13 protein-coding genes are annotated in these 13,705 nt (G+C 67.8%); 8 read left to right on the top strand and 5 right to left on the bottom strand.

The genetic code is table 11. From position 1 onward, the window contains the following. Positions 1-13: 13 nt before the first annotated feature. The 3 genes from J2W36_RS08765 to J2W36_RS08755 are packed head-to-tail and all read right to left on the bottom strand — an operon-like array spanning position 14 to position 3,616. A complete protein-coding gene (locus J2W36_RS08765; RefSeq protein ID WP_307689327.1) occupies positions 14-1,003 on the bottom strand; it encodes a Bug family tripartite tricarboxylate transporter substrate binding protein in 990 nt (329 codons plus the stop codon). Between the two features lie 29 nt (positions 1,004-1,032). After that, positions 1,033-2,781 (bottom strand): dihydroxy-acid dehydratase, encoded by a 1,749-nt coding sequence (ilvD, locus tag J2W36_RS08760; protein ID WP_307689326.1) that lies wholly within the window; start codon positions 2,779-2,781, stop codon positions 1,033-1,035. A 13-nt stretch (positions 2,782-2,794) separates the two neighbouring features. Further along, a complete protein-coding gene (locus J2W36_RS08755; RefSeq protein ID WP_307689325.1) occupies positions 2,795-3,616 on the bottom strand; it encodes an aldolase/citrate lyase family protein in 822 nt (273 codons plus the stop codon). Between the two features lie 131 nt (positions 3,617-3,747). On the opposite strand from J2W36_RS08755, the gene radA reads away from it, so the two are divergent. Beyond that, complete coding sequence (gene radA / locus J2W36_RS08750; RefSeq protein ID WP_307689324.1) at positions 3,748-5,139, top strand: DNA repair protein RadA; 1,392 nt, start codon at positions 3,748-3,750, stop codon at positions 5,137-5,139. A gap of 22 nt (positions 5,140-5,161) precedes the next feature. Beyond that, positions 5,162-5,605 carry a glycerate kinase gene (locus J2W36_RS08745; RefSeq protein ID WP_307689323.1) on the top strand — a complete coding sequence of 148 codons (444 nt, stop codon included), beginning with the start codon at positions 5,162-5,164 and terminating at the stop codon, positions 5,603-5,605. 3 nt (positions 5,606-5,608) lie between these two features. On the opposite strand, the gene J2W36_RS08740 is transcribed toward J2W36_RS08745, so the two are convergent. Then, positions 5,609-6,532, bottom strand: coding sequence for a LysR family transcriptional regulator (locus J2W36_RS08740; protein WP_307689322.1), 924 nt, complete (start codon positions 6,530-6,532; stop codon positions 5,609-5,611). A 205-nt stretch (positions 6,533-6,737) separates the two neighbouring features. On the opposite strand from J2W36_RS08740, the gene J2W36_RS08735 reads away from it, so the two are divergent. Together J2W36_RS08735 and J2W36_RS08730 are read left to right on the top strand one after the other, a co-directional pair. Continuing rightward, positions 6,738-8,054, top strand: coding sequence for an MFS transporter (locus J2W36_RS08735; RefSeq protein WP_307689321.1), 1,317 nt, complete (start codon positions 6,738-6,740; stop codon positions 8,052-8,054). A 24-nt stretch (positions 8,055-8,078) separates the two neighbouring features. After that, entirely contained in the window at positions 8,079-9,284 is a 1,206-nt protein-coding gene (locus J2W36_RS08730) for a M20 aminoacylase family protein (RefSeq protein ID WP_307689320.1), read from the top strand. A gap of 30 nt (positions 9,285-9,314) precedes the next feature. Here the strand turns inward: J2W36_RS08730 and J2W36_RS08725 are convergent, their stop codons facing one another. Beyond that, a complete protein-coding gene (locus J2W36_RS08725) occupies positions 9,315-10,292 on the bottom strand; it encodes a recombination-associated protein RdgC (RefSeq protein ID WP_307689319.1) in 978 nt (325 codons plus the stop codon). 119 nt (positions 10,293-10,411) lie between these two features. Here J2W36_RS08725 and J2W36_RS08720 point away from each other — a divergent pair, with 119 nt between their 5' ends. From J2W36_RS08720 to J2W36_RS08705, 4 genes are read left to right on the top strand one after another with little or no spacing between them, the layout of a single operon-like run. Then, a complete protein-coding gene (locus J2W36_RS08720) occupies positions 10,412-11,362 on the top strand; it encodes a branched-chain amino acid transaminase (protein ID WP_307689318.1) in 951 nt (316 codons plus the stop codon). Between the two features lie 5 nt (positions 11,363-11,367). Further along, positions 11,368-11,577, top strand: a complete 210-nt coding sequence (locus J2W36_RS08715) for a zinc-finger domain-containing protein (RefSeq protein WP_307689317.1) — start codon at positions 11,368-11,370, stop codon at positions 11,575-11,577. After that, on the top strand, positions 11,564-12,385 hold the full coding sequence (locus J2W36_RS08710; protein WP_307689316.1) for a glycosyltransferase family 2 protein: 822 nt from the start codon (positions 11,564-11,566) through the stop codon (positions 12,383-12,385). The genes J2W36_RS08715 and J2W36_RS08710 overlap by 14 nt, the downstream gene beginning before the upstream one ends. Further along, positions 12,382-13,680 (top strand): O-antigen ligase family protein, encoded by a 1,299-nt coding sequence (locus J2W36_RS08705; RefSeq protein ID WP_307689315.1) that lies wholly within the window; start codon positions 12,382-12,384, stop codon positions 13,678-13,680. The genes J2W36_RS08710 and J2W36_RS08705 overlap by 4 nt, the downstream gene beginning before the upstream one ends. Positions 13,681-13,705: the final 25 nt, after the last annotated feature.

Genomic DNA, 13,705 nt, shown 5'->3' with positions numbered 1-13,705 from the left:
AGCTCCTTCACGCTCAGCCTTCCGCGGTGAAGCCGACCTCCTTGACGATCGGTCCCCACTTGGCCGTGTCCTTCTTGAGCAACTCGGTCAGCTCGGCCGGGGTCGACGACATGGCCTCCAGGCCGAAAGTGCCCAGCCCATCGATCACGTCCTTTTGCGCCAGCGCGGTCTTCATCGATGCGTTCAGGCGGGCAACCAGTTCCGGCGAGGCCTTGGCAGGCAGGAAGAAGGCGAACCACTCGCTGTGCGCCATGTCCTTGATGCCCTGTTCGCCGAAGGTCGGCACGTCGGGGGCAAAGCGGTTGCGCTTGGCACCCGACACACCCAGGATGCGGACCTTGCCCGAGGGCAGGTGCTGCGTGATGTCGCCGATCGGGCCGGACACCGCCGAGATGTTGCCGCCCAGCAGGTCGAGCATGGCCGGCTGCGTGCCGCGGTAGCCCGCGTGCTTGAGCTCGACGCCGCCCTGCTTGCCCAGCAGCGCGCCGATGAAGTGCGGCGTGGAGCCGGCGGCCGGCGAGCCGAAGTTGGCGCCCGCCGGGTTGGCCTTGGCCCAGGCCAGGAATTCGGGCACGGTCTTCACGCTGGCCGGCACCGACGGGCCGACCGCAAAGCCGAAGTCGAAGATGCAGCCGATGCTCACGGGCGTGAGGTCGACCATCGGGTCGTACGGCAGCTTCTTGTAGATGTGCGGGTAGATGGTGAGGATCGAGGTCGGCGTCTGCAGGATCGTGGTGCCGTCGGCGGGCTTGCCCTTGACGTAGGTGACCGCGATCTGGCCACCCGCACCGGTGCGGTTTTCCACCACGGCGGTGCGCGCATAGTCGCCGCCGAGCTTCTGCGCCAGCCGGCGGCAGATGTTGTCCGAGGTGCCGCCCGCGGCGAAACCGGTGACGATGGTGGCCGTTTCGATCGACGCCTGCGCGAAGGCCCGCTGGCCGATGGCGGCGAGCAGCGCCGAGGCACCGGTGGTCTGCAGCAGATGGCGGCGGTTGAAATTCATGTCTGTCTCTCTTCGGTGGGATGGCTTTTTCAGGATGCGTCGCGCAGCCAGGTGACTGCGCCCGAGTGGGTCACGGCGCCGCGATGGGCCGGGCGCACGGTGAGGGCGTATTTTTCCAGCAAGCCGCGGTGTTCGACCCCCTCGTTTACCTCACGTCGGGCGAGCCGGTCGGCAATTTCTGCCGCGCTCAGCTCGACCGTGATGGTGCGTGACCCGGCACGCGCGTCGATGGCGATCAGGTCGCCGTCGCGCAGCGCCGCGATCGGCCCGCCGTCGGCCGCTTCCGGCCCGGCATAGCCGATGCACAGCCCGCGCGTGGCCCCCGAGAAGCGCCCGTCGGTCAGCAGCGCCACCTTGTCGCCCATGCCCTGGCCGTAGAGCAGGGCGGTAATGCCGAGCATCTCGCGCATGCCGGGGCTGCCCTTGGGGCCTTCGTTGCGGATGACGATGACGTCGCCGGCCGCGTAGCGCAGGTGCTGCACCGCGGTCTGCGCTTCTTCCTCCGACTCGAACACGCGCGCCGGGCCGCGGAACACCAGGCCCTGCAGCCCCGCCGTCTTGAGCAGTGCGCCGTCGGGGCACAGGTTGCCCTTGAGCACGGCCAGCCCGCCGTCCTGCGAGAGCGGGTCGCCCGCCGCGCGCACCACGCGGCCATCGGGCAGTGGCGCGCCGGCCACCTCCTCGGCCAGCGTGCGGCCGGTGAAGGTGAGGGCGTCGCCGTGCAGATAACCCTGGTCGAGCAGCGTGCGCAGGATCACGCCCGCACCGCCGACGTAGAACACGTCGCGCGCCAGGTAACGGCCGCCGGGCCGCAGGTCGGCAATGAGCGGCGTGCGCGCGAAGACTTCGGCCACGTCGTCGAGGTGGAACTGGATGCCAGCCTCGTGCGCGATGGCCGGAATGTGCAGCGCCGCGTTGGTCGAGCCGCCGGTGGCCGACACCACGGCGCAGGCGTTCTCCAGCGCCTGGCGGGTGACGATGTCGCGTGGCAGCGGACCGTCGCCCAGGACGGCCTTCATGAGGGTCCTGGCGGCACGGCGCATCAGCGGCGCGCGTTCGCTGAACACGGCCGGCACCATGCTCGAGCCGATGGGCGCGAGGCCCAGCGCTTCGCTCACCATGCCCATGGTGTTGGCCGTGAACTGGCCCGCACAGGCCCCTGCGGTCGGCAGGCAGGCGCGGCTCATGGCATCGAGCTCGTCGGGCGTCGCGCTGCCGGCGAGCACCTTGCCGATGGTTTCGTAGGTGTCGACCACGTTGAGGTCGCGCCCCCGTACTTCTGGATGTGGGCCGGGCATCTGGCCGGGCAGGGCGGAGCCGCCGTGCACGAACACGCTGGGCACGTTGCAGCGCACCATGCCCATCATCAGCCCCGGCAGATTCTTGTCGCAGGCGCCGATCGCGAAGATGCCGTCCCACTGGTGGCCGCGGGTGGACGCCTCCACGCTGTCGGCGATCAGCTCGCGCGAGACCAGCGAGAAACGCATGCCCGAGTGCGCCATCGTCAGGCCATCGCTCACCGACACCACCGGGCATTCGTGCGGCGTGCCGCCACCGGCATAGATGCCGGTCTTGGCATGCTGGGCCTGCTCGCGCAGGTTCAGGTTGCAGGGGCTCATCTCTCCGCCGGTGTGGAAGACGCCGACGTGCGGGCGCTCGATGTCCTCGTCGTCCTGGCCCAGTGCGTGCAGGAAGCTGCGCGTGGTGGCGCGGATGGTGCCGGTGCGGATGGTGGCCGAGCGCAGGGGCAGCGGTGGCGCGTTCGTGGGTTCGGTCATGCCTGCGCGCGCCTCAGTAACCGTTCGGGCCAGCGCCCGGCTTCGACGTGTAGGTCGCCAGCAGCTGCTGCGCCGCCGCCGTGAGCAGCATGGTGTCGACCCCCACGGCCACGAACAGGGCGCCGGCCGCGAGCCACTTGCGCGCCTGTTCCTCGGTGGTCGACAGGATGCCGGGCGCCTTGCCCGCCTTCAGGATGCGTGCGATGCCGTCGGCGATGGTGGCCTGAACTTCGGGATGGTTCGGCTGGCCGACGAAGCCCATCGAGGCCGACAGGTCGGCCGGGCCGATGAACACGCCGTCCACGCCGGGCGTGGCCGCGATGGCGTCAAGGTTCTTCATCGCCTCCACCGTCTCGGCCTGCACCAGCAGGCAGGTCTGCGCGTTGGCCTCGTGCAGGTAGTTCGGGTACGCCTGCCAGCGCGAGGCGCGCGCCAGGGCACTGCCCATGCCACGGATGCCCTCGGGCGGGTAGCGCATGGCCTGCGCCAGTTGCGCGGCCTGCGCGGCGGTGTCGACCATCGGCACCAGGATGGTCTGGGCGCCGATGTCGAGCATCTGCTTGATCAGCGCGGTTTCGCCCACCGGCACGCGCACCACCGGCTGCGACCGCCCCGCCGCGTCGGGCTGGGCCGACCAGGCGCTGTAGATCCCCTGCAGTTGCGCGCTGATCGAGCGCACGTCGTTGGGCGCGTGCTCGCCGTCGACCAGCAGCCAGTCGTAGCCGACGCCTGCAAGGATTTCGGCCGCGTAGCCGTCGGCCAGGCCGACCCACAGGCCGATCTGCGGTTGGCGGTCGACCAGGGCTTGCTTGAAGGTGTTCAGGGGTGTCTTCATGGGGGGGAGAGGTGACGTCGTGGGAATGCGATAGATTGAATCATCCCGGCCGTGCTTCATTGCACCGATCGGTCAGGGTTTTCCCTGGGTCCGTGCCGCCATGTCGCCCCCTTGCTGCCTACACTTGTCCGATGGCCAAGGAAAAAACCAATTACGTCTGCACCGAGTGCGGCGGCACCAGCGCGAAGTGGCTCGGCAAGTGCCCCAGCTGCAACGCCTGGAACACCCTCGTCGAACAGGTGGCGACGCCCGCGGGCGGCCCGGCCCACAACCGCTTCGGCACGCAGTTCGCGTCGCTGGCGGGCACCGGCGACCTGTCGGTGCTCTCGGAGATCGAGGCCAGCGACGTCGACCGCACCTCCACGGGCATCGAGGAACTCGACCGCGTGCTGGGCGGCGGCATCGTGCCCGGCGGCGTCACGCTGATCGGCGGCGACCCGGGCATCGGCAAGTCCACGCTCTTGCTGCAGGCGGTCGACGCGTTGCAGCGCGCGGGGCAGAACGCGCTGTACGTCACGGGCGAGGAGAGCGGCGCGCAGGTCGCGCTGCGCTCGCGCCGGCTCGGCCTGGACCGTTCGCAGGTGCAGGTGCTCGCCGAGATCCAGCTGGAGAAGATCATCGCCACGCTCGACGCACACCGGCCCGCCATCGCGGTGATCGACTCGATCCAGACGGTGTATTCCGACCAGCTCACCTCCGCGCCCGGCTCGGTGGCCCAGGTGCGCGAATGCGCGGCGCATCTCACGCGCTTTGCCAAGGCCAGCGGCACGGCCATCGTGCTGGTCGGCCACGTCACCAAGGAAGGCGCGCTCGCCGGCCCGCGCGTGCTCGAACACATGGTCGACACGGTGCTGTACTTCGAGGGCGACACGAATTCCAGCTTCCGGCTGGTGCGCGCGATCAAGAACCGCTTCGGCGCGGTCAACGAGATCGGCGTGTTCGCGATGACCGAGCGTGGCCTCAAGGGCGTGGCCAACCCGAGCGCGATCTTCCTGAGCCAGCACAGCGATCCGGTGCCCGGCAGCGTCGTGCTGGTCACGCTGGAAGGCACGCGGCCGATGCTCGTCGAGATCCAGGCGCTGGTCGACAACGGCGGGCCCAGTCCGCGGCGCCTGTCCGTCGGCCTCGACCGCGACCGGCTCGCGATGCTGCTGGCGGTGCTGCACCGCCACGCCGGCGTGGCCTGCATGGACCAGGACGTGTTCGTCAATGCGGTCGGCGGCGTGCGCATCAGCGAACCGGCGGCCGACCTGGCAGTGATGCTGGCCATCACCTCGAGCCTGCGTGGCAAGCCGCTGCCCAAGGGTTTCATCGCTTTCGGTGAGGTCGGCCTGGCCGGCGAGGTGCGCCCCGCGCCGCGCGGCCAGGAGCGCCTGCGCGAAGCCGCCAAGCTCGGCTTCAGCGTGGCGGTGGTGCCCAAGGCCAATGCGCCGAAGAAAGGCAGCAAGGAGATCGAGGGGCTGACGATCCATCCGGTCGAGCGCATCGAGGAAGCCCTGGACATCGTGCGGCGGCTGGACTGAGCCGGCGCCTGTCGCGGCGACAATGCGGCGCATGCAATTTCAGAAATTCCTGGTGCCGATCGGCGGGCTCGTGCTGCTCGGCTTCGCCTATCGCAGTTATGGCTGGTCCGGCGTGGCGCTGGTCTCGGGCGCCATCGTCATGTTCCTGCTGATGCACTTCAACCGCACCATGCAGGTGCTCAAGCGTGCAGCAGACAAGCCCATCGGCTACGTCGCCAGCGCGGTGATGCTCAACGCCAAGCTCAAGAAGGGCGTGACGCTGATGCACGTGATGGCACTGACCCGCGCGCTCGGCGAACTGCGCTCGCCCAAGGACACGCAGCCCGAGCACTACCGCTGGACCGACACCGGCGGCTCGTACGTCGACGCCGTGTTTTTGGGGGGCAAGCTGCAGAGCTGGTCCTTGACGCGACCCGAAGTCGGGCCTGAAGGGGTCACCTCGCAACCTGGCAAGCAGGCGGGCTGACGCTCAGGTCTGCCGCCGGGGTGGATTCACCTTGGCATGGTGGCGCGCCTCTTTCGCGAATTCGCTGCAGGCGTGCGTCATGAGGTCGACCGAGCGGTAGACCAAAAACACCTCGAAGTCGGGCAACCGGTCTGTGATCGGCAGCTTTTCCAGAAAACCAGGCTGCAGGCGCAGCGGTCCGGCCCCGTGAAACACGAAATCCGACCACATGCTGATGAGGTCGGTCTGCGTGGCCAACTGCAGGCCCAGCAGGTTCGAAGCGCTCTGCACCATGCGCGTTGGCAGCTCCAGCCCGTGCATGTGCATCATGCTGACCAGCGGGCTGCCGGCGTCGTCGATGGGGTCGAGCACCAGCCAGTCGGCGTCCAGCAGCGGCTGCAGCTTGCGCACGCGCCGCAGCGGATGGCCGGCGCGCACCGACAGATGCATGGCCACCGAGAACAGCGGCTCCCATTGGAAGCCGCCTGCCCCCGGGCCATTGCAGGTCGAGACGAAGCCCATGTCGAGTCGGCCTTCGCGCAGGCCTTCGAAGATCTGCTGCGGCCGCAGCTCGAAGCCGCGCAATGCCACGTTCGGATGACGCTGGCGGAACGTGGCCATGGCATCGGGCAGAGGCCCGCTGGAGGACACGGCGGTGAAACCGATGTGCAACTGCGCCTCGTCGTGGCCGCGAATCGCCTCGATGTCCTCCAGCGCGTGGCGCAACTCCTGTTCGACCACGCTGGCGCGCTTGACCAGCGCGGTGCCGTAGGCGGTCAGGCTCACGCCCCGTGTGGAGCGCGACATCAGCGTCACGCCCAGTTCCCGCTCCAGCTCGGCAATCGTCTTGGACAGCGCGGGTTGCGTCGTGTGGAGACTGCGCGCGGCCTCATGGATGCTGCCGTGCTGCGCAACGGCCAGAAGGACGCGCAGTTGCTGAAGCTTCATCGTGGTGCCCTTCTGCGCAAAAAGGATGATTCATGCACGGTCCGAAGACCGACATTCCCTTGGGACCCACGTCCTGGAAAGGGTGATTCCATTTGGTTATCAATATGAAAATATGTGATTCTCCGCGTTCGCCGTTTGCCTGAATACTCCGCCGCATCGGGGCCTCGATGGTCCCTTCTTCCACCTGTCCTGGAGATGCACTTCAATGAGCGACGCCGTCTTGTCCGCCAGCCCCGTCCTCGGCTCGCCTTCCGTCACGGCCGCGCCGCCGGGCAGGGCCAGGCAAAGCCAGTTCAGGCTCATTGCCGCCTGCTCACTGGGCAATGCGCTGGAGATGTACGACTTCACGGTCTACAGCTTCTTCGCACTGCTGATCGGCAAACTGTTCTTCCCGTCCCACAGCCCCTACGGCTCGTTGCTGCTGGCCGTGGCGACCTTCGGCATCGGCTTCGTGATGCGGCCGCTCGGCGGCGTGATCATCGGCAACTTCGCCGACCGCAAGGGCCGCAAGGCGGCCATGACGCTGACCATCGGCTTCATGGTGCTCGGCACGCTGTGCATCGCGTTCGCGCCGACCTACGGGACGGCCGGCGTGCTGGGCTCGCTGATGATCGTCGGTGGGCGCCTGCTGCAGGGCTTCTCGCTCGGCGGCGAAGTGGGCGCGTCCACGGCGATGCTGATGGAGGCGGGCGGCGTCAAGGGCCGCGGCTTTCGCGTCAGCTGGCAGCTGGCCAGCCAGGGCATTGCGGCGCTGCTGGGCGCACTCACTGGGGCAACGCTGTACGCGCTGCTGCCGCAGGCATCCCTCGAAAGCTGGGGTTGGCGCTTGCCGTTCCTGCTCGGGTTGCTGATCGCACCTGTCGGCCTCTACATTCGCTCGCACCTCGACGAAACGCACACGCCCGACGCGAACGAACACAGCCCCATCGGTCGGCTGTTCCGCGCACACGGGCCGCTGGTGCTCAAGGGCGTCCTCGCCACCACCGCCGGCACGGCCACCATGTACCTCGTGGTCTTCTTCATGCCGACCTACATGATCCGCGTGCTGAACATGCCGCCGTCGCTCGCGCTGATCTCCGGCTGCGTCACGGGCATCACGCTGTTCGTCGTGTCCCTGGTGGCCGGTCGCCTGGCCGACCGGCTGCCCCACCGTAAACCGCTGGTCATCGGCTCGCTGTTGTTCAGCCTGTTGGCCGTGGGTCCGGCGTTCTGGCTCATCACCCACTACCCGAGCGTGCCGCTGGTGCTGGCGCTGTCGGCGCTGTTGACCGCCAGCGTGAACATCGGCACCACACCCATGTTCCTGATGCTGCTCGAGTTGTTGCCGATCGGCGTGCGGGCCAGCGGTATCTCGGTGATCTACAGCATCGGCGTGACGGTCTTCGGTGGCTCGTCGCAGTTCATCGTGACCTGGCTGCTCGCGAAGACCGGCAACCCGATGTCGCCTGCGTTCTACATGATGGCTTGCGGCGTGCTGAGCCTGTGCGCCCTGCTGGCCCTGCGCGAGCGCAAGGCCGATTGAACGAGATCCAACGCGAAAGACACCATGACCCGTCAACTCAGCCTCCACACCCGCAAGCTGCTGTCGCGCCTCCTGCCCGACGCCGACACCGAAACCTTCGTCGGCATCCGCCGTCAGATCCATGCGAATCCCGAACTCGGCTTCGAGGTCGGTGCCACCAGCCGGCTCGTGGCCGACCTGCTGCGTGCCTGGGGGTACGAGGTGCACACCGGTGTGGGCAAGACCGGCATCGTGGCGCAGCTCAGGCTCGGCACCGGCACCCGCAAGCTGGGCATTCGCGCCGACATGGACGCCCTGCCGATCGTCGAGGCCACCGGCCTGTCGTATGCGAGCCAGACGCCAGGCCGCATGCATGCCTGTGGCCACGACGGCCACACGGCGATCCTGCTGGCCGCTGCGAAGGCGCTTGCCGAGCGTCGCGATTTCGACGGCACGCTGAACCTGATCTTCCAGCCCGACGAAGAGAATCTCTGCGGCGCGCGCGCCATGATCGCGGACGGCCTGTTCGAGCGCTTCCCCTGCGACGCAGTCTATGCATTGCACAACGCGCCGGGCGTGCCTGTGGGCACCGTGCTGGCCGTCGAAGGCCCCGTCACGCTGTCGTCCGACGTGGCCGACGTGACGGTCGACGGCGTCGGTGGCCATGGTGCAATGCCGCACCGCGCACGCGATCCGGTCGCCGCGTCGGCTGCCATCGTCACGGCCTTGCAGACCGTGGTCGCGCGCAACGTGGCGCCCGACGATGCGGCCGTGCTGTCGGTCGGCTTCATTCGCGGTGGTGCCACGCACAACGTGATTCCGCAGACGGTGACGCTGGGCCTGAACGTGCGCGCGGCGCAGCCCGACACCCGGGCGCTGGTGGAGCAGCGCATTCGAGAGATCGTGAGCCTGACCGCACAGGCGCATGGCGTGCAAGCCACGATCGACTACCGCGCGCTGGTGCCGCCCGTGGTCAACACGCGCGCCGAGACGCAGCTGATGGCGCGCGTGTGCGCCGAACTGGTGGGCGAAGCCAACGTGCTCTCGCAGCTACCCAAGGGCTTTGCCGGCAGCGAAGACTTCGCATGGATGCTGGCCGAGCTGCCCGGCTGCTACCTGCTGCTGGGCAACGGCGAGGGCGAGTTCGGTGGCTGCATGGTGCACAACCCCGGCTACGACTTCAACGACCAGGTCTTGCCATTGGGCGCTGCCTGCTGGGTGCGGCTGGCGCAGACGTACCTGGTCGCTTGAGGCCCTGCCCACAAGGGCGTCGCACGCGCATCAGAAGGGCGCGTCTTCCGCTTGCTCCGAGGCGGGCGCAGGTGGCGACAGGGACGCCGGTGCGTCGGGAACGGCCGCCGTGAACGCGGCCTCGCCGCCCAGCGCTTCCAGGAGCGCGGGCACCAGTTGGCCGAGCTCACCGGTGGCAATGGCCACGTCGGCGTCGAAGTTGTCTTCCTTCTTGCCGTCCTTGGCGCCATCGGTGCTCTCGAGGAACACGATCTTGCGCACCTGCATCGACTCGCTCAACTCGAACGACACGCGGTCTTCCCAGGTCATGGCCAGGCGCGTCGGGCGCTTGCCGGCGGCGATGTGCTGGCGCACTTCCTCGATGTCCAGGGCGTGCTTGGCGTAGCGCACCACCGACTTCGACTCGTCTGTGGCCTTGAGCTCGCACTCGCGGTCGATGGTGAAGCCCGCAGGTGGCTCCTGGCTGGCCAGCCAGCCGGCCATGGCGCTGGCCGGCTCGATCGCGGTGTTGACCTGCGAGACGGCAAAGCCTTCGAGCGCCTGCGTGAGGCTGGTGATGACCTCGTCGGCGCGCGACGCATTGCTGCAGTTGATGACCAGCCGGCGCTCCGACGGATCGATCCAGACTGCGATGCGCGAGAAGCGCGCGAAGGCCATCGGCAGCAGCTCGTGCGTGATGTCTTCCTTCAGGTCGCGCTTTTCCTTCTTGCCAGGCTTGCGGCCGGTGGTCTGCTCGATCTGCGCGCAGCGCTCGTCGACCTTGCGGCGCACCACCGCACCGGGCACGGCCTTGGTCTCGACCATGAATTCGAGCACCCACTGGCCGCCGATGGATTCGACCAGCGGGCCGTGTTCCTGGCCGCGCGGCTCGATCCAGCCGATCGACTTTTCCTGCGACGGACTGGACGGGACGTACCGCAGCTTTCCGATCCCTTCTTCCGCGTCGCCCAGCGATGGCGACCACTGCGGTTCGATGCGATAGACGATGACGTTCTTGAATACGGACACTGAAACCCTTTTCAGACTGGTTGGCAAAGCCTTCCATTGTCGGCGCCCCGGCCGCTGGCGCCGCCGTAAAATCGAAAGCTTTTGCGACTTCCCCCTCGTCGCTTCAAAGGATGAACAACATGAGCGTGCTCCCCCCTTCGCTGGACGACCGCGACGGCAAGATCTGGATGGACGGCCAGCTGGTCGAATGGCGCGATGCCAAGATCCATGTCCTGAGCCACACCCTGCACTACGGTTGCGGCGCTTTCGAGGGCGTGCGCGCCTACAAGACGGTCGACGGCACGGCGATCTTCCGCCTGCAGGAGCACACCGACCGCCTGTTCAACAGCGCGAAGATCCTGCGCATGACGCTGCCCTTCACCCGGGAAGAGCTCAACGAGGCGCAAAAACAGGTCGTGCGCGAGAATCAGCTCGAGAGCTGCTACCTGCGCCCGCTGGTGTGGATCGGTTCCGAAAAGCTGGGTGTGAACCCACGCGGCAACAAGATCCACGCCATGGTCGCGGCCTGGGCCTGGGGTGCCTACCTGGGTGAGGAAGGCATGCGGCGCGGCATCCGCGTGAAAACCTCCAGTTACACACGCCACCACGTCAACATCACCATGACGCAGGCCAAGGCGGTCAGCAACTACAGCAACTCGATCCTCGCCAACATGGAAGCGCTGGACGACGGCTACGACGAGGCCTTGCTGCTCGACGCGAGCGGCTTCGTCTCCGAAGGTGCCGGCGAGAACGTGTTCGTGGTGAAGGACGGCGTGGTCTACACGCCCGACCTGTCGGCTGGCGCGCTCAACGGCATCACCCGCAACACCATCCTGCACATCTGCAAGGATCTCGGCATCGAACTCGTGCAGAAGCGCATCACGCGCGACGAGGTCTACATCGCCGACGAAGCCTTCTTCACCGGCACCGCCGCTGAAGTGACGCCCATCCGCGAGCTCGACCGCGTGGAGATCGGCAACCGCGGCGACGGCGGCTCGCGCGGTCCGGTCACCGAAAAAATCCAGTCTGCCTTCTTCGACATCGTGAACGGCAAGAATCCCAAGTACGCTCATTGGCTCACCAAAGTCTGAACACCATGGCCACCAACGCCGTCATCGAATTGCTCGCCAAAGACCTGAACCACCAGGGTGGCGTCTTCTGCCCGAATCCGCAGGCCGACATGAAGCTGTGGAACAGCCACCCCAAGGTCTACCTCGACGTGGCCCGCTCCGGCGAAGCCAAGTGCCCTTACTGCGGCACGGTCTACCGGTTGAAAGCCGGCGAGACAGCCCATGGTGCCCACTGAGGGCGTCAGCGGCTCACTGGCTTCCCCTTCCCGCGCGCCGCGGCTGTCGGTGGCGATCCTGACCAAGAACGAGGCGCACGGCATTCTCGAATGCGTGCGCAGCGCCGCCTTTGCCGATGAGATCGTCGTGGTCGACAGCGGCAGCACCGACGACACCGTGGCGCTCGCGCGCCAGGCCGGCGCGCAGGTCCATAGCTACCCGGACTGGCAGGGCTTTGCGGTCCAGCGCAACCGGTTGCTCGCGCACGTGACCGGCGACTACGTGTTTTTCCTGGACGCCGACGAGGTCATCACGCCCGCCGTGCAGGCAGAACTGCAGGCCATCGTGCAGGCCAACCAGCGTGGCGTGTGGAAGATCCGCTGGCGCATGGTCGCATTCGGCCGTGAACTCACCTACTACCGGGCGCAGTCCACCGTCGAGCGGCTGTTCCGGCGCGACATGCTGATCGAGTACATCGGCGTGGTCCATGAAGAGGCCGTGCTGACCGAGCCCGGCACGCCGCGTCATACGCTGCGTGCGCCACTGCTGCATCACTCGCGCCCGACCATCCGTGCGAGCCTGGAGAAGCTCACGCAGTACGCCATGCTCGGCGCGGCCAAGCGCGCGGCGCTCGGCAAGCGCGGCGGCGTGTTGCGCGGCCTGGCATCGGCCACTTCGATGTTCGTGCGGCTCTATGTCGTTCGCCTGGGATTCCTGTGCGGCGGGCCGGGCTTCCTCTATTGTTTGTTCGTGGCGCTGGAGAGTTTCTTTCGCTACGCCGCGCTGTATTACGACCGCGCGGACCTGACTGAAAGCGTGGGCCGATGAAGTTGGCGCAAAGCACCGAGCGTTACTGGATCTGGGCGGCCACGGCGGGCGCCTTTCTTCTGCCCGGCGTCGGGCTCTGGATTCCTTCGGGCTACTCCATCGGCACGGTGGTCCTGCTCCTCGCGGCCCTCGCGTCGGTGCCGTACTGGGTGCCGCGCATGCGGCCGCTCGGCGCGATGGGCTGGCTGGCGGCGTCGTTCGCGCTGATGGGGCTGCTCTGGTGGGTCGATGCCGAGCCTGCGACCTACGGCACCGGGTCTTACGAAAAGCCGTTGAAGTACCTGCTTGCGCTGCCCTGCGTCTTTTTCCTGCGTGTGTACGCACCGCGCCCGGCGGCGCTGTGGAGCGGCTTTGCCGTCGGTGGCATCGGTGCCGGGTTGATCGCCATCTACCAGGTCCTGGTGCAGCACCTGCCGCGCGCCGAGGGCTACACCAACGCCATCCAGTACGGCGACCTGAGCCTGCTGTTCGGCCTGATCTGCCTGGTGTTCCTGGCAGCCCGGCCGCCGGGCATCGACCGTGCGCTGCGCGGGCTGCTGGCGCTAGGCGCGGCACTCGGTGTGTTGGGTTGCATCATGTCGCAGTCGCGCGGCGGCTGGCTGGCGCTGGTGCTGGTGCTGCCGGTGCTGGCGGTGCTGCTGGCGCGCTATCTGCCGCGCCGCACGATGGTGCTGATGGGCGTGCTCAGCGTGGCCGGCATCGTGGCCCTGGTGGCGACCCAGTCGCGCCAGGTCGACGAACGCATCGAGCGGGCCGCGCAGGAAATCGCGCTGTTCAAGGCCGGCGACACCGAGGTGACCTCCGTGAGCCAGCGTCTCTATCACTGGCAGCTGGCCTGGCGCATGGGCATGGACAAGCCGCTGACCGGCTGGGGCCGCAAGGGCTACATCGACGAGAAGAAGCGGCGCGTCGAGGCGGGCCTGGCCAACCCGAGCGTGCTCGAATTCACACATGCCCACAACGAGGCGCTGGACCTCTTCGTCAAGCATGGCGTGCCCGGCGTGCTGGTGCTGCTGTTTTTCTACGGCGTGCCGATCGCCATCTTCTGGCCGACCGCGGCGCGCATGCGGCGGCGCGATGGCACCGTCGACCGCACGGCGCTCAGCCTGCGCGTGTCGGGCCTGCTCGTGCCGCTGAGCTGCATGGGCTTCGGCCTCACGCAGGTCTTCACGGCGCACAACAGCGGCAACCTCAACTACCTGTTCCTCAACATGCTCATCTATGCCAGCCTGCGCGGCCATGAGCAGTCGCTGAGGAACGCCCTCCCGCCGGCGTCGGCCGGACGGATGGCCTGAAGCGGCCAGCCCGCGAAAGTCCCTG

It is taken from the genome of Variovorax ginsengisoli, from assembly GCF_030811835.1.
In the GTDB taxonomy this organism is placed as follows: domain Bacteria; phylum Pseudomonadota; class Gammaproteobacteria; order Burkholderiales; family Burkholderiaceae_C; genus Variovorax; species Variovorax ginsengisoli_C.
The sequence above is the reverse complement of the archived record's forward strand: the minus strand, read 5'-3'. Positions and strand labels throughout refer to the sequence as shown.

Excerpts from the sequence above, each read along its gene's own strand:
- J2W36_RS08745 (WP_307689323.1), top strand. The coding sequence starts at position 5,162 with ATGCGGCGCATGCAATTTCAGAAATTCCTGGTGCCGATCGGCGGGCTC.
- radA (WP_307689324.1), top strand. The coding sequence starts at position 3,748 with ATGGCCAAGGAAAAAACCAATTACGTCTGCACCGAGTGCGGCGGCACC.
- J2W36_RS08730 (WP_307689320.1), top strand. The coding sequence starts at position 8,079 with ATGACCCGTCAACTCAGCCTCCACACCCGCAAGCTGCTGTCGCGCCTC.
- J2W36_RS08765 (WP_307689327.1), bottom strand. The coding sequence starts at position 1,003 with ATGAATTTCAACCGCCGCCATCTGCTGCAGACCACCGGTGCCTCGGCG.
- J2W36_RS08755 (WP_307689325.1), bottom strand. The coding sequence starts at position 3,616 with ATGAAGACACCCCTGAACACCTTCAAGCAAGCCCTGGTCGACCGCCAA.
- J2W36_RS08715 (WP_307689317.1), top strand. The coding sequence starts at position 11,368 with ATGGCCACCAACGCCGTCATCGAATTGCTCGCCAAAGACCTGAACCAC.
- J2W36_RS08740 (WP_307689322.1), bottom strand. The coding sequence starts at position 6,532 with ATGAAGCTTCAGCAACTGCGCGTCCTTCTGGCCGTTGCGCAGCACGGC.
- ilvD (WP_307689326.1), bottom strand. The coding sequence starts at position 2,781 with ATGACCGAACCCACGAACGCGCCACCGCTGCCCCTGCGCTCGGCCACC.
- J2W36_RS08705 (WP_307689315.1), top strand. The coding sequence starts at position 12,382 with ATGAAGTTGGCGCAAAGCACCGAGCGTTACTGGATCTGGGCGGCCACG.
- J2W36_RS08735 (WP_307689321.1), top strand. The coding sequence starts at position 6,738 with ATGAGCGACGCCGTCTTGTCCGCCAGCCCCGTCCTCGGCTCGCCTTCC.
- J2W36_RS08710 (WP_307689316.1), top strand. The coding sequence starts at position 11,564 with ATGGTGCCCACTGAGGGCGTCAGCGGCTCACTGGCTTCCCCTTCCCGC.
- J2W36_RS08720 (WP_307689318.1), top strand. The coding sequence starts at position 10,412 with ATGAGCGTGCTCCCCCCTTCGCTGGACGACCGCGACGGCAAGATCTGG.